Below are 16,892 nucleotides of genomic sequence, written 5' to 3'. Positions count from 1 at the left end.
CACATCTTAAGGGGGAAGCTGATGAGTACATTTTATGTGGAAACGTTTGATTTTAAAAATCCAGGCAAATTAGAAGAAGAGTTTAAAGCGCTCTTACATCAGTCAATCGAATCTACTGATGAACTAGAAAAATGGTTAACGAATGTATCTGATTTGATGGATGGAATAGCTGAAGGGCTTAACGGGCATTATATTGACTTTCAATGCCATAGCAGCAGTGAACAAGCAAAGAAAATGATTGAGCATGATCAGGAGCATATTGAACCTTTGGTGAAACGATATGAAGGTCTTTTTGATAAGAAATTTCAAGAGTCACCTTATCGATTACGCCTTAACCAGGATTACTATAAGCAATTTCTACTTAGAAAAGAAAATGCTATCGATCTTTTCAATGAGAAGAACATTGAATTAGAAGTAGAAGAAGATCGGATTGTAAACAGCTACTTCGAACATACGGGTTCACTTTCATTTAACTGGCAGGGAGAAGAAAAGACGCTTAGTGAAATGTTTCTATTGATGCAGGATGGTAATCGAGAGATTCGTAAAGGTGCTATGGAAGAGATCTTTACGACACTTTTAACAAAAAAAGAAGATTTGCAAACAATCATGGATCAGCTAATTCAGCTTCGACAGCAAAAAGCTGAGAATGTTAATCTCGAGAACTATAGAGATTATATGTTCAAAAAGTATGAGCGGTTTGATTACACTCCTGAAGATTGTAAGGCGCTTGCTGAGTCAGTTAGAAAGCACGTTGTTCCTCTCAAGGAAAAGTTGCAGAAGAAACACCAGCAAGAGCTTGGTCTTTCAGACTATAAGCCCTGGGACACGCGAGCAGTATCTAAAGATAAGTTACCGCTACAACCATTCAATCGTATAGAAGAATTGATTCAAGGAACATCTGACATATTTGATGAGCTTTCTCCTCGCTTCTCTTATCTTCTTAATGATATGAATGAGAGAGGTGCACTTGATCTTGAAAGCCGTAAAGGAAAAGCACAGGGAGGATTTTGTGAATACCTGCCTGTTTCTGAGCTATCCTTTATCTTCATGAATAGTACAAAGTCACAAGATGATTTCATTACTCTTCTTCATGAAATGGGTCATTGTATTCATAACGACTTCAAACGTAATCAACAATTGTCTGCTTATCAGGAAACACCAATGGAATCAGCTGAGCTTGCGAGTATGACAATGGAACTTCTGACGATGGACTACTGGAACCTCATGTACAGTGATGAGAAGGAATTGTTACGGGCTAAGAAAGATCAGCTTGAAGGGTTGATTCTCTTTCTTCCAAATGGCATTGTTGTTGATCAGTTCCAACACTGGATGTACGAGAATCCTAACCATACAAGTGAAGAACGAAGCGAGAAATATATGGAACTGTCACGCACTTATGATTCATCTTTTGTCGATTGGAATGGACAAGAGGAGTGGATTCAAAATAACTGGCAACTAATACTACATATTTTCGAAGTACCGTTTTATTATATTGAATATGTTATTGCCCAACTTGGAGCCATTCAAATGTATCGTCAGTACAGAGAAAATCCAGAGCAAACGTTGAAGAACTATAACCGCGCTCTTTCAATGGGAAGTTCTGTATCCCTAGCAGAAGTGTATGAAGCAGCGGGTATTCATTTCGACTTCTCTGAGACAATGATCAAAGGTTTAATGGATTTCATTTCATTAGAACTTGATGCTTTACCTGAATAATAAAGAAATCCCCTTTCTCAGAAGAGGGGATTTTTTGTTATTCATCAATTGTCCATATCTTACAGCTAGGGCACTGAATGATTTCAAAGCGGTCCTTTTTTAATTCATCCATCCAATCTTCCCATGAATGATGATCTGGTGTTATTTCTAGAGTTTTGACCGTTTGCAACTCATCGCCATCGCTGTTTGTACACGTACATTCGACAATAGCAAGTTGTGTATCACGATAGTCATGATCCTTTGTTCGATCAACAGACCAATTAACTAATCTCTCATCCATTGGTTTACGTTGTTTGTAATGTGAATGATTAAGCAAGTTACATCACTCCTTATTTAATGTTGTTCTTTACATCTCAAGGGGGTCTATTTGTTGGAAAGCGAGCTTTTTAATGCAGTAGTCTTACAAAATTCTAAGTATTTTAGTAACAACAGCCATCAATCCGCAAGAACTTTTCATGCAATATTGGCCCATTTTAGAAGAAGAATAGAAAAAGCAGAAAATTCTTGCCTCGGGTGTTGCTGCTTCTTCATTTTTTAGGCTCTTATTTCCGCTCCAGTGGGGTCTCACCTGTCCCGCTAGTCCCGCAGGAGTCGAGCACCTTCCGCTCCAATTAGCTAAGTGTGGTTTTTTATATTAAATTCTTTCAAAAGCAACAAACTTTTAGTAAAGAGCCTTTGCTTATTAAACCGTATCCTAATAATCCTCTCTTTCCGTTCTTAACAATGTTACCCGTTTTTCATCAGAAAAAATCCTCTAAATCCTATAGGTTCATTAGAAGTAATAAGATATACTGACAGCATACAATCCTATTCATCCTACTGGGGGAAACAATGCAAACGATAAGTGCAACGCTACTTTCTATGGTTATTCTACATAATGAGGAAACTGATGAGATTCTATTATTGAATCGGCCACCTGAGGCAGGTTTTCCTGGGTTTATTGGTCCAGGTGGAAAAATTGAGCTATCTGAAAGTTTTGCAGAAGGAGCAGCAAGAGAGCTCCATGAAGAAACTGGGTTTACGGTAGATCCCTCTGATCTTACGTTCAAAGGGGTGGATGAATTTATCCTTCGTGATGAAATGTACCGCTACATTGTCTTCAATTACGTTGCCACTTCTTTTTCTGGAGAGCTACTAATAAATCCACCAGAGGGCGAGTTATCGTGGGTGAAGCGTCAGTCTGTTAACGAACTTCCTATGCAAGAATGGTTTAAAAGCAGACTTCCAAAGTTCTTTGAAGAGGGGACTTTTGAAGTTTCGATTGAGTATGAGAGAGGAAACAAGGTTCCATTAAAGGAAACGACTAGGAAACTAGGATGAGGAGGTCTACATATGATTCAAAGACAGGATGACGCACGTGAGTTAATTCGAAGGAAAGTTGTTGATTATAACGTAGAGCAGCTATCAAAACATGTCAAAACACCACTTGAAAAAGTGGCGTTTGTTATTGAAGAAGAAGGTGAACTTGTTGGAGGAGTATCTGGCACGATGTTCTGGCAGCATCTTCATCTAGATTTTCTTTGGGTAGCAGAAAACAAGAGAGGCAATCAATATGGCAAGAAACTACTTAAAAAGATCGAAAACCTTGCGGAAAAGAAAGCATGCAATCTTATTCTGCTTGATACATTTAGTTTCCAAGCGCCAGGCTTCTATCTACGTCAGGGCTATGAGATTTGTGGCAAGGTTGATAACCATCCACAGGGGCACACTCAATATTTCTTTCAAAAGAGGTTAACCTAAAGGAGCGTATAAGTAGTGGATAAGATACAACTGAGAGAAGTAAAAGAAGAAGACTGGAAAGCGATTCATTCCTATGCTTCTATAGAGGATGTGTGCAAGTACCAACCATGGGGACCTAACACAGAGGAAGAGTCGAAAGCGTATGTAAGAGATATTATGGATGATGCTCTTGTAGAGCCACGTATTCGCTATGCCTATTCTATTGTTGAAAACGAAACTGTAATAGGAGTGTGCGAATTAAGCATTCGAGACCGAACAAATGAACGAGGTGAGATTGCGTACATTCTCCATCCTGATCGCTGGGGACTCGGTTTCGCTACAGAAGCAGCACGAGCACTTCTGAAATTCTCATTTCAAGAACTGGGTTTGCATAAAGTAAGTGCAACGTGTAACCCAGAAAACAGCGGATCGAAAAAAGTTCTCAATAAGTTAGGGATGAAACAAGAAGGCGTATTACGGGACGACTTAAAGATGCGAGTTGGATGGCGTGATTCCCTTCTGTTCAGCATTTTAGAACGAGAATGGAAGAAACATTAACGAGATTTTCGCTTCTTCATATAAAGTAGCAGACAATAACAGCTAATGAAAAAGACAGCACCAATGCTCAAGGGTAACGTATACACTCTTGCTACTGAATGAATGTGCTGCCAGTTACGACCTAGTTTAAAACCGAAATATAGAAAGAGAATTGACCAGGGGATCATGGCGATTGCAGTATAAAGGGTAAATCGTACGAGAGACATTTTGGCAATCCCTGCAGGAATTGATATGGCATGGCGAACGACGGGAATGAATCTGGCTGTGAAAATGATGCTTATACCGTTTCGGTCGAACCATTCTTCAGCAAGGTTAAGAGACTTTTGCGATATAAGAAGGTATTTTCCATAACGCTCCAAAAACGATCTTCCTCCATAACGGCCAAGCCAATACAAAAAAAGCTGAGCAAAGGTACCACCTACTGTACCTGCTATGACAGCTCCAGTGAAATGTATTGTTCCATTTGAAACCATATAGCCACCGTATGCGAGAACAAGCTCACTTGGAATGATTTCGATCATAAGAGCAAGAGCGATACCGGGGTATCCAAGGCCAAGAAGCCAGTTCAGACACTGCATGATGAAATTCTCCATATGGAATCACTCCTTTCAAGGACAAACTTTTCGTGTTCTCATGTCTATTACAAAATAAGTTTCGTTAGACCTGAAAAAATGAATAAGTGGTATACTCATAAAGTGCTAGTAGTAAACGAAAAATATAGCACCCGGAATTTAAGTAATCCGGGTACTGTTCGTTCTCGCTTGAGAATGACATTTGATTAGAGAGGTGAAAGGTAAGGATGTTAACATCCATGAAGAAATTTCTATCGACGCTGGATCAGCCACTTCAAGCAAAATCGGGGAAAGAAAAAGCATTAACGGTTCTATCTGTTATTGGATTTATTCTATTATTATATCTTGTAGCTTTTTCACCATTTATGTTCAGGTTGTTTCTAACGTGTCTTGGTGTTGGTGTATCGCTCTACGTAATTAAAAAAATTCAGGATTTTGATAAATTACTAAAAGGTGAGGAGATCAAGAGCGGTTCAAAAGCCGCGAACGATCAGTTATCGTTCTCTCTCACAAAGCCAATCGAAGAAGTAGAAGTAGAAGAAGCAGAAGAAGCTGAAAAGGAATTAGAACTTGAGAGAATTAACAGTGATAAAACGCTTCTTTTTGAAGAACTTCTTTCAAAAGCCGATCTTGATGAATTAGAAAAAGAAAACTATCGAAATCGTATGCAGCAAAAGGAATCCGAAAGCAATCGCATTAAGCAAGACATTCTACTGTTTAAAGATCGGATTCAAAAAGCTGTTAGTGATAAGAAGAGCTTATTTATTAAAGAAACGCCCGATATGAAGCTTGTTGCAGAATTAATTGGACTTGAATCTGTTGAGTCGAGTTCACATATTCAATTAAACGAAGAGCTTCGCATGATCCATAATGATATTCCTGAAGCAAAGCGAGAAACGCTACTTGAATATGAAATGGTTAATGAAGATTTTGAATTAACTAGACTTGGCTATAAAGAGCTTATGAAAGAAGTAAGAAAGCTCGAGAAGAGAACGAAGCAGGTTGTAGAACAATAGTAATTCAAAGACGTGTATGAGACTTCATACACGTCTTTCTTTTATTCCAAATGACTTTTGCTACTTGAGGAATTTACTTTATGATAGACTATCAAAAGAGCACTTTTTACGAAATGAGGACGAGCAAATGGAACTAAGACACATTAGCAGTAACGATGCTGAAGCATTTGTACAGTTGATTAGAGATGTCGAGAATGATGCGCAATATATGCTTTATGAACCTAGAGAACGAACGATGTTAGCAGAAGAACAACGTGAGCGAATTAATAAAATGAAACATCAACAATCTACAATAATAGTAGCGGAGGAATCAGGGAATCTGATTGGCTACTTAATTGCAATAGGTGGTCAAGCTAAGCGAAACAGACATTCTGCCTATTTAATTGTGGGAATTAAGAAGGAAAACCGTGGCAAGGGAGTAGGCACAAAGCTAGTTCAAGAAGTAGAAGACTGGGCCTCCGACAATAAGATCCACCGTTTAGAATTGACTGTTGCGACGCGAAATGAAGCAGGACTAGCACTATACAAAAAAGCTGGATTTGAAGTAGAAGGATTAAAAAGACGTTCCTTGCAAATTGATGATGAATTTGTAGATGAATATTACATGTCCAGGCTTTTGTTAAATCAATAATCATATTTGCTACATCCTTCATCCATACTATCGATAAGAAGGAGGCTAAAATGATGTACGATCATAACAAACACATTCCGCTTGAAGGAATACCTGGAGAATTCAAAAAGAACAGTGATTTACCTGAAATAGAGGATAGAGCCGAGATGAGTTTTCCGTTCGATTACAGCATGATGATTCCTCTAGATAATGTAATAAGTGAGGAATAAAAAAAGCGCAAATGCGCTTTTTTTGTTAGAAGTCTAGTGCCACCTTATGGGCTCTGTCAATTGTGTTGGTTTTGATTTCTTCAGCTTTCTCAGGCATTTGAGCCATTCCCTCTGCGATCACTGATTCAACAGAAGGAATACCTAGAAAACCGAGGACAGCGTGGAGGTATCGATCACCAAACTCCATTTCTTTAGCTGGTCCCTCTGAATAAACGCCGCCTCTTGCTTGTATATGAAGAGCTTTTTTATCCGTTAATAACCCAACTGGTCCTTGATCTGTGTACTTGAATGTTTTCCCAGCAATAGCAATTGTATCGATATACGCTTTTAGCTTAGGAGGAAAACTAAAGTTCCAGAATGGTGTAACAAAAACATATTTATCTGCGTCGATGAATTGATCAGTCAAATCGTTTATCTTACTAACTTTCATTTGTTCATCTGCAGATAAATGATGAAATTCATTGCCGCTTTGTAGCTTCCCCCATCCGTTAAATACATCTGTATCGATGTATGGGAGGTCTATGTTATAAAGATCTAGCTTAAGGATTTCATCGCCGGAATGGTTTTCTTGATATGTTTGTAGAAAGGCTTCTCCAATCGTCAGGCTATAAGATTCGTTTACAGGTTTAGGATTTACCGTAATGTATAGCAGTTTTGCCAATTTGATCATCTCCTTTATAGTCGCCACTTAGTATGTCTTCTGAAGATGAAACTATTCCAATAGAGAAACCCGCGTTAGAATGAAAGGAAAAGATAGGAGGAGAAGACTTGTGAAGCGATGTGCATGGGTAAACGATGAAGAGATCTATAAGGTGTATCATGACCAAGAATGGGGAATCCCCGTTTGCGATGATCAAAAGCTTTTTGAAATGTTAATTCTAGAAGGAGCACAGGCGGGTCTGAGCTGGATCACGATTCTAAAAAGAAGAGAGAATTACCGTGAAGCCTTTGATGAATTTAATGTGGAGAAAGTTGCATCTTATGATGAAGATAAAGTACAGCAGCTTTTAAGCAATGAAGGGATTATTCGAAACAAACTAAAAGTCCGAGGCACCGTTAAGAACGCAAAAGCCTTTCTTACTATCCAAAAAGAATTTGGTTCTTTTTCGTCTTACATATGGGCATTTACAGAAGGTACACCGATCATCAACAATTGGCAGTCAACTGACGAAGTTCCAGCCGAAACAGAACTCAGCAAAAAAATAAGCAAAGATATGAAGAAAAGAGGCTTCACTTTCGTGGGACCCGTTATTATGTATAGCTTTATGCAAGCAGTTGGTATGGTAAATGATCATACAAAGGATTGCTTTCGACATCCTACAAATCAGGGGGGAATCACTCAGTAGTGCTGATTAAGAAAATAATTTGTGAAGTTAAGAAAGAACATGCTATAGCATTTGCGCTAGGGCAAGAGCGATGGAAAGAAATAAAGCATATTGATGGGTTCGTTGCACAATATGGTGGATGGTCGGAAAGCGAGCATAAGGCATTCATTATGGGATTCTGGAGAAATCGATCATCTTATAACGAATTTATGGAGAAGTACCATGATCCTATTTATGAAAAAACAGGACAAAGTGGTACGATCGAATCGATCGATGTTTGGATCGATGAAAAAGAAGTAGACTCTATCAAAGCATTAACAAAAGAGTGGCTTTATACCGAAGCTAGTACTATTTGTGAAGAGTGGACGATTACAACGGATCAAACGGAAGGAAGTGTTTTATAGGATGAGTAAATGGTTATTCATTGGTGATAGTATTACAGATTCCGGAAGAAATCAGGATCCTGAGAGGCTAGGCTCTGGCTATGTACGCATGATAAAGAACGAGCTCGAGAGCACTGTTCAAGTAGTAAATAAAGGTGTTAGTGGTAATCGCATCACCGATCTAGAAAAAAGGTGGCAGAGGGATGTAATTGAAGCTAATCCCTCAGTACTGTCTATTTCAATAGGAATAAATGATGTGTGGCGTCAACTCGATCATCCTGAAATGAAACAAGTGTATCCAGATGACTTCAAAGAACGATTTGAGGGTCTACTTAATCAGACTAGCAAACTGATTAATACCAAGCTTGTTTTAATGGAGCCTACAATCATTAAGGAAGATGTTCATTCGAAGGGAAACCAAATGCTAGTCCCATACGTTGAGATCGTTCGGCGTCTAGCGATTAACTATGATGCTATACTTGTTCCTACTCATACTGTTTTTCTAGAGCGAGTCAAACAAAATGATGTCATTCTAACAACAGATGGCGTTCATATGACTGAAGCGGGCAACAAGTTAATGGCAAATACATGGTTAGAAGCAAGTACTCCTAAATTATTGCGCTAACATCCAACAAGATGTTGGAAGATCAATCACTTCTATCTTCTTATACTAGAGATAGAGGTGATTTTTGTGTATAGAAAACTTTTTACAAATGCAACGATTCGCTATTATTTACTCGGTGGTGGTATTTCTAAGCTTGGGGATGTTCTATCAGCGATGGCATTTCTATTTCTAGCTTATGAGATAACGGGCTCAAAAATCTTAACAACAGGAATGGCGATAGCTGAGACAGTTCCTTACCTATTGTTTGGATTAGTAGGAGGAGTTGTTGCTGATTGGGTTAAGAAAAAAAGGCTTCTCATCTTACTCGATGTAATAAGAGTACCCCTCGTCGCTTCAATCGTTATATTCTACTATGCAGGTTTGTTAGGTTATGTGCACTTATTAATTGTTAGTTTTCTCATTCAAACGATTGGATGCTTTTTTAATCCTACACATCGAGCAGTGTTGCCACTTATAACAGATGAAGAAAATCGGACCGTAGTCAATAGCATGAATGATACATTACAGAGAGGTGTGACTGTTGTTAGTCCTTTCATTTCAGTTTGGCTACTAACGTCTTATGGAGCCATTCATTTTTTTACAGTTGACGCGCTAACATACATGATAAGTGCGTTATGTTTCTTGAAGGTGCAGGTAAAGGAGAGCAAATATCCTGGGAAACGGTCCATTAAAGGTGCATGGCTATCGATCGTTTCATTCAGGAAATGGGCATGTGAAAACATAACAATACGGACGCTCTTCCTGTTTACATTTCTTATCGTTTTCTTAAATACATGGGTGTGGGAAGTGGGATTGCTACTCGCTTTGTCAGAGATGACGACAAAAAGTGAGGAAATGTATAGTATTATTCAAGGGATTTTTGGTGCGGTGGTTATTGGAACAAATCTAGTTATCCCTCTCGTTTTCAAAAGAATGAATCTTGCAATTTATATGGTAGGGTCGTTCATATGGGGTGCAGGTGTTTTGTATTATGGGCTTTGGTACGAACTTGAACACTTTTTCATAGGTGCTGTATTTGTAGGGATCGGCATTCCGATAGCTGGGCTAGCAAGAGTTTATCTCTTACAGACGATTGTTCCAAATGATCAGCTAGGAAGAGGATTTAGCACAAATGCTGTTCTACTTTATCTTGCAAATACATTATCGCTTGCACTTTTTGGCATCCTTTCATCGTTTATACCTATTCAAACAATTATGATTGTGAGCGGAGTTAGTATGACTACGGTGAGTGCAGGGTACTTAGTGATGATGAATACGAACTTGCGAAGGCGTCTTACCGTACAGTTTTTTAAATAAGTGGTTATATGAAGAAAGGTTTTTAAATCCAGATGAAAGAGCAATTGAGAGAATTGAATCATTGGTATGAACAAGTTTCTCCTGACTTTTTATTATCCGATACAATTGCAGAAAGGAGTATGGTGAGACACCGAACGACTCTTTAAAGGCATGAGCGAACTGATATTTTGATAGTCCAGTGAGAGAGGCGAGTTCATCAAGTGTCCAATCCTCTTGAAAGCTTTCCTTTATGGCGGTAACAGCGTAGCTTAGAGGAGCTGATGTAGAAGGAATGGACAGCTCGCTTTGATGAGATCCAGGAGCGTGTTTCATCAGAAGTAAGATAAGTTGTGTGATGCTGTGCTCAAGAAAAAAAGAGCGCTCATTTGAATCGCTATGTACAATAAATTCTCTTACGAAAGCAGCCCATTGGATGAGCTGGGGGTGACGGATACTGATTGATGCGAAATCAGGAAGTGTATTTGAGATTCCAAGATCTACACAAACATTCTTCACTAGTGTTTCGTTCAATTCTACTAGGAACTTCTCATCTGTCACATGAAGTTGTCGATGAGGCTCACCTGGATTCATCATAAGGAACTTGCCCTCTTCAATTATTATGTCACCTCGAGCCATCTCGTAAAGCCCATTTCCTGTATGAGAAAATATAAATTTATAGCACTGGTCGCTACGCCAGCCTCGTTCATGTAGTCGATCATTTCTCATAAGTAATAATCCGTGCTTGTATGGTGTAATCATAGGTGTAACTCCTTATCTCCTTAATCAAAAACGGTTGGCAATGTTGGATTCTTATAGAGTCTGAAAAGCATAGTGATTTGTGATTCGGTTATTCGTCCAATGGACAATGGTGGAAGATTGTCTAAAGAGAAGAAGTCACAATCGCTAGTTTCGATACTATCTGCCGCGTTCCCACCTACTAGTTCACAACCGATGATCATTTTATAAATATGATAAGGAGATGGCGGATGAGGATGATGTTTGTGATCCAGAACAGCTAGTAAACGTTTTGCCTCAACAAGATAACCAGATTCTTCCTCTACTTCTTTAACAGCGACTTCTGCAGGTGAGAAGCCCACATCTCCCCATCCTCCTGGAATCGACCATTTTCCATCAGCTTTCTCTTTAACGAGAAGGATATTGTCATTCTTAAATACAGCAGCGCGAATATCCACTTTAGGAGTTTGATACCCTGTTTCATTCGTAAAGAGTTCTTGGATCGTTTTCATGTCATATTCAGTGTAAGTCTCTAGTATGTCTGCACTAAGCTGTCTGAGTTCAATGTAACGCTCATAATCGTAATCATCACGTGTATAGGTTAACCCTGCCTGAGCAATCGATTGGATTTGCTTTGCCCAGGCAAGCCACTTTTCTTCCATCATGAAGCATCCTTTCCGATTCGTTCTCTATCAACTATTATTCTAGCAAAGAATAGGAAAGCCTGCTTTTGCTTCTATTCAAATCTCGGTTCTGGATATCGTCCAAACCAGTCATAACGGTTTTTAGAAAACCAAATATAGAATGGTGATCCAAGCTTATCGATAAAAGGTAAATATAGTAGTATCGATAGCGGAATAGTGAGTGGTAGAGCCATTAGAAGTCTTCTTACCGAATAAAACCCAGCGTGAAGATTTCCTGATTCCGTTAGCATATGAATCTCGTCGTACATGCGTTTATGTCGAAATTGCATGTAAGGGTAATCGTCTGGATTCTTCTCAACTTCTTGAACGGAGACCCAGTCAATTTTATTCAACCAGTCTAGCTTTCGTAACGATTTTTTTACATAGAAGCAAAAAGGGCATTCTGCATCATAAAATACAAGGTGTTTCATAGTGTTAGCCTCCAATTCCTAAATATCATCTTTTTACTCTATTTCACTTTTTATCTTCAAGTTAAACTAGGTGGTAACAGTTGACAGAAAATTTAAATATTAATATAGTCGAATTATACTGATAAAGAAAACGATTACAGGAGTGGTGGAATGAAAAGACTTGAGGGTAGAAGCGCATACATAACGGGTGGTAGTAGAGGAATTGGAGCGAGTATTGCTGAGAAATTTGCGTTTGAAGGGGCAAGCATTTATTTAGCTGATGTAAATGAAGAAGCACTAGAAGTTACTAGAAAACAATTTGAAGAAAAAGGCTATTCTGTTATGACAGGTATTGTCGATGTTACGAATCGAGCACAGGTTGAGCTTAGTATGAAAGAAGCTGCGAATGCATTTGGTGCAATTGATATTCTAATTAATAACGCAGGTGTAATTCGTGACAATCTTCTTTTCAAGATGACAGATGAGGATTGGATGACTGTTATGCAGGTTCATCTTACTGGGAGTTTCTATGCATCACGAGCAGCGCAGAGTTATATGGTTAATCAAGGATACGGACGAATTATTAGTCTATCCTCAACATCAGCACTAGGTAATCGTGGTCAAACGAATTATGCAGCAGCAAAGGCGGGAATCCAGGGATTAACCAAAACGCTTTCTCTTGAGCTTGGGAAATATGGAATTACCGCAAATGCGATTGCACCTGGATTCATTGAGACGGATATGACAAAAGCAACAGCAGAGCGTCTAGGTGTCGAATTCGATCAGTTTATGGAATACAATATGAAGCAGATTCCAGTTGGGAGAACTGGAAAACCAGAAGATATTGCAAATGCTGCGCTCTTTTTTGCAGATGAACAGTCTTCTTTTGTAAGTGGACAAGTCCTATACGTAGCAGGCGGTCCAAGAACATAATGAGCAATTCAAGCAGCCAACCGGCTGCTTGCTTATTTTGTCATCCACGTTTCGTCTTACTTTTCTTAGGGTAGTTTTTCTTTATGGAAAAGGACGCGAAGGAGGAGTCATGATGTTTGATAAAAATGCTGGTGAAATATTGCTCGATACATTATCTGAATGGGGTGTAGACCATATTTATGGTTTACCTGGTGATTCGATTAATCACTTTGTTGAGAATTTACGAAATGCACAGGATCGTATGAAATTTATTCAGGTTCGTCATGAAGAAGTAGGTGCCCTTGCTGCAGCATCATATGCCAAAATAACCGGTAAAATCGGTGTATGTCTGTCAATTGCAGGACCAGGTGCTGTTCACTTATTGAATGGTCTATATGATGCAAAAGCTGATGGTGTACCAGTGCTCGTCATCGCGGGACAAATTGCTAGTGATCAGCTTGGAATGGATCAGTTCCAAGAGGTTAACCTTGAGCGAATGTTCGACGACGTTTCTGTATTTAACCGCAGAGTTGAAACGGCAGATTCATTGCCTGATCTAACTCATCAAGCTATTCGGACGGCTGTCGAAAAGAAGGGTGTGGCCATTCTAACGATTCCGGATGACCTTGCGGCTGAGAAGGTAAAACAAAAGATTGAGAATACCTCACTTATTCGTTCGAAAGCAGTCGTTCATCCTCATGACTCCAATTTAAATGAAGCAGTTGCTCTTCTAAATGAAGCAAAACGCCCGGTTATTCTTGCAGGTAAAGGGTCGAAGCATGCTAGGGAAGAACTTCTTAATTTTGCAGAGAAAGCTGGAGCACCGGTCATTTTAAGTCTACCAGGTAAAGGCGCTATTCCTGATGTTCACCCATATAACCTTGGTCAGCTTGGACAGATTGGAACTAAGCCAGCATATGAAGCGATGGAAGAAACGGATTTACTTATCATGGTAGGAACCTCTTTCCCATATCGAGATTATTTACCTGACAAAGCAAAAGCGATTCAAATCGACATTGAACCAACGCAAATTGGAAAGCGTTATCCGGTAACAGTTGGTTTGATTGGAGATGCAAAATGGACGCTCTCCTATTTAACAGATCACACGAGCTATCAAGAAGATCGAGATTTTATTGAGAAGTGCCAAGAGAACATGAAGAACTGGTGGGCTCATCTAGAGAAAATTGAATCTGAGGAATCAACGCCAATTAAACCACAGCAAATTATGCCACAGCTGCAGAAAGTAGTGGATGATAATGCAGTGCTTTCTGTTGACGTTGGGAATGTAACGGTTTGGGCATCACGACATTTCCGTGTAACAAACCAGAAATTCATTATTTCCTCTTGGATGGCAACGATGGGGTGTGGTCTACCTGGTGCAATTGCTGGTAAAATCGCTCACCCTGATCGCCAGGCTGTTGCGATTTGTGGAGACGGTGGCTTTACAATGGTTATGCAGGACTTCTTAACTGCAGTAAAATATAAGCTTCCAATGATGGTTGTTATTCTTAACAACGAGCGTCTAGGAATGATTAAATACGAGCAGCAGGAAATTGGAAATATCGATTTTGAGACAGAATTAAAAGACTTTAATTTTGCTGCATTTGCTGAAACAGCGGGCGGTGAAGGCTACCGTGTCGAGAAATACGAAGAACTATTGCCAGCGTTTGAAAGGGCAGCAAAATCAACAAAACCTGCCATTGTTGATATAGTGATTGAAGAACAACCGCCGCTTCCAGGCAAAATTACGTACGAACAGGCGGCAAGCTATTCGAAATATATGCTGAAAAAAGCATTTGAAGAGCAGGAAATCGACATGCCGCCATTGAAGAAAGCGCTAAAGAGAATTTTCTAATAAGAGTAGGAAAGTCCGCTTATGGCGGGCTTTTTGTCTGCATAAGATTAATCGTAAACAGTGGAGAGGTGGACGAATAAGAGTGAATCTAGTCTTTTGTTATGGAACTTTAAGGTATGGAGAAAGCAATCATGAAGTGATACAGGGCGCGGTACTAAAAGAACGAAATAGTTGGACAAAAGGTATGCTCTACGATACAAGAAACGGCTATCCCGCGTTAATTGAGTCAGTTGAAGAAGAGGTATATGGAGAACTATACGAAGTAAATGAGCAGCTTCTTGAACGGATTGATATTCTAGAAGGATTTCAAGAAGGACGTGATCATAATTTGTATGATCGAATTGTACAGAGAATTGAGAGCGAGAATGGAACTTACGAAGCCATTACGTACGTTATGCGAGATACAGAAGACCATTTCATTAAAATTGAAGGAGGGGATTGGGTTCCATATCAAAACAAGTCATCTTAATTATGTGAAATAAAATGAAGTAGCTTATGAGATGAGTTAGAGTTTTAGATATATTAGAAAAAAACGAGTGCTAAATTTAGTTAGAATTTAACACTCGTCTTTAAAGAAGGCTCTTTTTATTAAAGATTGTTGTATTTGAAAGAGGTTTATGAATAAAGAAATTCACACATCAAAGTTGATTGGAGCGGAAGGTGCTCACCGCCCGCCCCGCGGAAAGCGTCCTTGAGTGGAAATCAACCACTCCTCTAATAGTAACAATGTCTACGAAAACAGACTAAAAGAACTCAGCATTTCATTTAATTAGATGTTTGTAGCTCTCTTTTCTCAAATTTTGCTTCACGGTTATTTCGCATGAACATATAAAATGAGGCAGAGAAAATGATCACGTATCCGAGAATGCTCCATGCATCTGGTATTTGTCCGAACAATACGATGCTAATCAACGCTGAATACACAACGGTTGAATAGAAGAAGATCGAAATTTCACGAGCAGGTGCAAATTTGTAAGCAATCGTTAATCCGAATTGTCCAAGAGTTGCAAATACACCGGCTAAGAGTAAGTAAATGAGCTGACGCGTTTCCATTGGCTCATAGAACATAATCACAAATGGTAAGAGAACAACAGTTGAAAAAAACGAGAAATAGAAAACAACTGTATAGAATTTCTCTCGCTGTCCAAGTACTCTTAGAACGGTATAAGCTCCAGCTGCGAAAATAGCGGACAATAGCCCAGAAATATATGGTATGGTTTCCACAGAGAACTGTGGTTTAATGATTAACAATGTGCCGATAAAGGCAATGATAATGGCGCTAATCTGAAAGCGCTTGGCTTTTTCTTTTAAAAAGATGGCTGAGAAAATAATAAGCAAAAACGGGCTAAGCTTGTTTAACATGTCGGCATCTGACAGTACTAGATGGTCTATTGCATAGAAGTAAAAAATAATTCCTAACGTCCCAAGCGCTGACCTTAGAAGTAAGAACTTTTGGTTCTCTTTTTTACCGAAAAGCCGTTCTTTGTAATACATAACGAAGCCGAATGAAATAATGGCTGAGACGGCATTTCGAAACATCGTTTTTTGAATGGTCGGCACATCACCTGAAAGTTTTACGAACGCTGCCATCATCGCGAAGCCAAAAGATGATATTAGCAGCAGTATAATTCCTTTATTACGATCGCTCATTATATTCCTCCTGTAAACATTCACAAATCACTTCTATCACTTTACTGTAAAGCGATCCTACTTTTCAACTACCAGACTTATTGTCCTAATCGTCACAACATTGATAAATTCGAGAAAAGCTTGGTATAGTAGGAAATAAAGAAAAGAGGCCGATTGCATGATTAAACTATTAAATCATCAAAACGCAGATACAGCTAAACAAATTTTAAATGTTCAACTTCCCGCTTATCGTAAAGAAGCAGAGATCATTAATTTTGACGGTATTCCTCAATTGAGTGAGACGGTTGCCTCAATCCAAATGAGCGATGAAACATTTATTGGCTGTTATAGGGACGGGGAGGTAGCAGGTGTTCTATCATTTGAACACATAAAAGGTACCATTAGAATTTGCAGACTCGTTGTACATCCGGATTATTTTCGGATGGGGGTCGCAAAAGAGATAATGGAGTATCTCCTTGTTACGAACGATAAAGATTTTGTAGTGAGTACCGGTGCCGATAATGTTCCTGCAGTGAAATTCTATGAGAAATTCGGCTTTCAAGAGGCCGAGAGATCGGAACCAGTTAAAGGTGTTTTTCTTACTCACATGAAAAAAGAAGCAAAGATCGGTTAGTGACA

22 protein-coding genes are annotated in these 16,892 nt (G+C 39.1%); 15 read left to right on the top strand and 7 right to left on the bottom strand.

Annotation, left to right across the window (positions count from 1 at the left end; translation table 11 throughout):
* Nucleotides 1-21: 21 nt before the first annotated feature.
* Complete coding sequence (locus AB986_RS10165) at nt 22-1,716, top strand: M3 family oligoendopeptidase (RefSeq protein WP_048310704.1); 1,695 nt, start codon at nt 22-24, stop codon at nt 1,714-1,716.
* Between the two features lie 37 nt (nt 1,717-1,753).
* Here the strand turns inward: AB986_RS10165 and AB986_RS10160 are convergent, their stop codons facing one another.
* Entirely contained in the window at nt 1,754-2,032 is a 279-nt protein-coding gene (locus tag AB986_RS10160; protein ID WP_048310703.1) for a hypothetical protein, read from the bottom strand.
* A gap of 515 nt (nt 2,033-2,547) precedes the next feature.
* Between AB986_RS10160 and AB986_RS10155 the strand changes: the two genes are divergently transcribed.
* Genes AB986_RS10155 through AB986_RS10145 form a run of 3 tightly spaced genes read left to right on the top strand, consistent with a single transcriptional unit; the run spans nt 2,548 to nt 3,993 of the window.
* A complete protein-coding gene (locus tag AB986_RS10155) occupies nt 2,548-3,036 on the top strand; it encodes an NUDIX domain-containing protein (RefSeq protein ID WP_048310702.1) in 489 nt (162 codons plus the stop codon).
* A gap of 12 nt (nt 3,037-3,048) precedes the next feature.
* Complete coding sequence (locus AB986_RS10150; RefSeq protein WP_048310701.1) at nt 3,049-3,456, top strand: GNAT family N-acetyltransferase; 408 nt, start codon at nt 3,049-3,051, stop codon at nt 3,454-3,456.
* 15 nt (nt 3,457-3,471) lie between these two features.
* Complete coding sequence (locus tag AB986_RS10145; RefSeq protein ID WP_048310700.1) at nt 3,472-3,993, top strand: GNAT family N-acetyltransferase; 522 nt, start codon at nt 3,472-3,474, stop codon at nt 3,991-3,993.
* Here AB986_RS10145 and uptA read toward each other — a convergent pair.
* Complete coding sequence (gene uptA, locus AB986_RS10140; protein WP_048310699.1) at nt 3,990-4,586, bottom strand: undecaprenyl phosphate transporter UptA; 597 nt, start codon at nt 4,584-4,586, stop codon at nt 3,990-3,992. The two genes, AB986_RS10145 and uptA, sit on opposite strands and share 4 nt — an antisense overlap.
* 218 nt (nt 4,587-4,804) lie before the next feature.
* Between uptA and AB986_RS10135 the strand changes: the two genes are divergently transcribed.
* The 3 genes from AB986_RS10135 (at nt 4,805) to AB986_RS22360 (ending at nt 6,421) form a co-directional block, all read left to right on the top strand.
* Nucleotides 4,805-5,581 carry a hypothetical protein gene (locus tag AB986_RS10135; RefSeq protein ID WP_152670958.1) on the top strand — a complete coding sequence of 259 codons (777 nt, stop codon included), beginning with the start codon at nt 4,805-4,807 and terminating at the stop codon, nt 5,579-5,581.
* A gap of 127 nt (nt 5,582-5,708) precedes the next feature.
* Nucleotides 5,709-6,212 (top strand): GNAT family N-acetyltransferase, encoded by a 504-nt coding sequence (locus tag AB986_RS10130; RefSeq protein ID WP_048310697.1) that lies wholly within the window; start codon nt 5,709-5,711, stop codon nt 6,210-6,212.
* Between the two features lie 50 nt (nt 6,213-6,262).
* Nucleotides 6,263-6,421: a hypothetical protein gene (locus AB986_RS22360; RefSeq protein ID WP_161797361.1), complete on the top strand. Its 159-nt coding sequence runs from the start codon at nt 6,263-6,265 to the stop codon at nt 6,419-6,421.
* A gap of 25 nt (nt 6,422-6,446) precedes the next feature.
* Here AB986_RS22360 and AB986_RS10125 read toward each other — a convergent pair whose 3' ends face one another.
* Nucleotides 6,447-7,082: an FMN-dependent NADH-azoreductase gene (locus AB986_RS10125; protein ID WP_048310696.1), complete on the bottom strand. Its 636-nt coding sequence runs from the start codon at nt 7,080-7,082 to the stop codon at nt 6,447-6,449.
* 109 nt (nt 7,083-7,191) lie between these two features.
* Between AB986_RS10125 and AB986_RS10120 the strand changes: the two genes are divergently transcribed.
* The 4 genes from AB986_RS10120 (at nt 7,192) to AB986_RS10105 (ending at nt 10,050) form a co-directional block, all read left to right on the top strand.
* On the top strand, nt 7,192-7,767 hold the full coding sequence (locus AB986_RS10120; protein WP_048310695.1) for a DNA-3-methyladenine glycosylase I: 576 nt from the start codon (nt 7,192-7,194) through the stop codon (nt 7,765-7,767).
* Nucleotides 7,767-8,150 carry a DUF4937 domain-containing protein gene (locus AB986_RS10115; RefSeq protein WP_053216116.1) on the top strand — a complete coding sequence of 128 codons (384 nt, stop codon included), beginning with the start codon at nt 7,767-7,769 and terminating at the stop codon, nt 8,148-8,150. Before AB986_RS10120 ends, AB986_RS10115 begins: the two co-directional genes overlap by 1 nt.
* Nucleotide 8,151: 1 nt before the next feature.
* The gene (locus tag AB986_RS10110) at nt 8,152-8,754 is read left to right on the top strand and encodes an SGNH/GDSL hydrolase family protein (protein WP_048310694.1); all 603 of its coding nucleotides are present in this window, start codon (nt 8,152-8,154) and stop codon (nt 8,752-8,754) included.
* A gap of 66 nt (nt 8,755-8,820) precedes the next feature.
* Nucleotides 8,821-10,050 carry an MFS transporter gene (locus tag AB986_RS10105; RefSeq protein ID WP_048310693.1) on the top strand — a complete coding sequence of 410 codons (1,230 nt, stop codon included), beginning with the start codon at nt 8,821-8,823 and terminating at the stop codon, nt 10,048-10,050.
* On the opposite strand, the gene AB986_RS22715 is transcribed toward AB986_RS10105, so the two are convergent.
* The 3 genes from AB986_RS22715 to AB986_RS10090 form a co-directional block, all read right to left on the bottom strand.
* Complete coding sequence (locus tag AB986_RS22715; RefSeq protein ID WP_236690346.1) at nt 9,994-10,788, bottom strand: helix-turn-helix transcriptional regulator; 795 nt, start codon at nt 10,786-10,788, stop codon at nt 9,994-9,996. The genes AB986_RS10105 and AB986_RS22715 overlap by 57 nt on opposite strands.
* A gap of 20 nt (nt 10,789-10,808) precedes the next feature.
* On the bottom strand, nt 10,809-11,429 hold the full coding sequence (locus AB986_RS10095) for an NUDIX hydrolase (RefSeq protein WP_407921917.1): 621 nt from the start codon (nt 11,427-11,429) through the stop codon (nt 10,809-10,811).
* A gap of 71 nt (nt 11,430-11,500) precedes the next feature.
* Entirely contained in the window at nt 11,501-11,878 is a 378-nt protein-coding gene (locus tag AB986_RS10090) for a thiol-disulfide oxidoreductase DCC family protein (RefSeq protein WP_048310691.1), read from the bottom strand.
* Nucleotides 11,879-12,028: 150 nt separating this feature from the next.
* Here AB986_RS10090 and fabG point away from each other — a divergent pair, with 150 nt between their 5' ends.
* The 3 genes from fabG (at nt 12,029) to AB986_RS10075 (ending at nt 15,093) form a co-directional block, all read left to right on the top strand.
* A complete protein-coding gene (fabG, locus tag AB986_RS10085) occupies nt 12,029-12,790 on the top strand; it encodes a 3-oxoacyl-ACP reductase FabG (protein WP_048310690.1) in 762 nt (253 codons plus the stop codon).
* A gap of 112 nt (nt 12,791-12,902) precedes the next feature.
* Nucleotides 12,903-14,624, top strand: a complete 1,722-nt coding sequence (locus tag AB986_RS10080; RefSeq protein WP_048310689.1) for a pyruvate oxidase — start codon at nt 12,903-12,905, stop codon at nt 14,622-14,624.
* Between the two features lie 82 nt (nt 14,625-14,706).
* Entirely contained in the window at nt 14,707-15,093 is a 387-nt protein-coding gene (locus tag AB986_RS10075; RefSeq protein ID WP_048310688.1) for a gamma-glutamylcyclotransferase family protein, read from the top strand.
* Between the two features lie 296 nt (nt 15,094-15,389).
* Here the strand turns inward: AB986_RS10075 and AB986_RS10070 are convergent, their stop codons facing one another.
* Nucleotides 15,390-16,274, bottom strand: a complete 885-nt coding sequence (locus AB986_RS10070) for a DMT family transporter (protein ID WP_048310687.1) — start codon at nt 16,272-16,274, stop codon at nt 15,390-15,392.
* A 157-nt stretch (nt 16,275-16,431) separates the two neighbouring features.
* Here AB986_RS10070 and AB986_RS10065 point away from each other — a divergent pair, with 157 nt between their 5' ends.
* A complete protein-coding gene (locus AB986_RS10065; RefSeq protein ID WP_048310686.1) occupies nt 16,432-16,887 on the top strand; it encodes a GNAT family N-acetyltransferase in 456 nt (151 codons plus the stop codon).
* Nucleotides 16,888-16,892: the final 5 nt, after the last annotated feature.

The sequence above is a fragment of the Guptibacillus hwajinpoensis genome (assembly GCF_001039475.1).
In the GTDB taxonomy this organism is placed as follows: Bacteria; Bacillota; Bacilli; order Bacillales; family Guptibacillaceae; genus Guptibacillus; species Guptibacillus hwajinpoensis.
The sequence above is the reverse complement of the archived record's forward strand: the minus strand, read 5'-3'. Positions and strand labels throughout refer to the sequence as shown.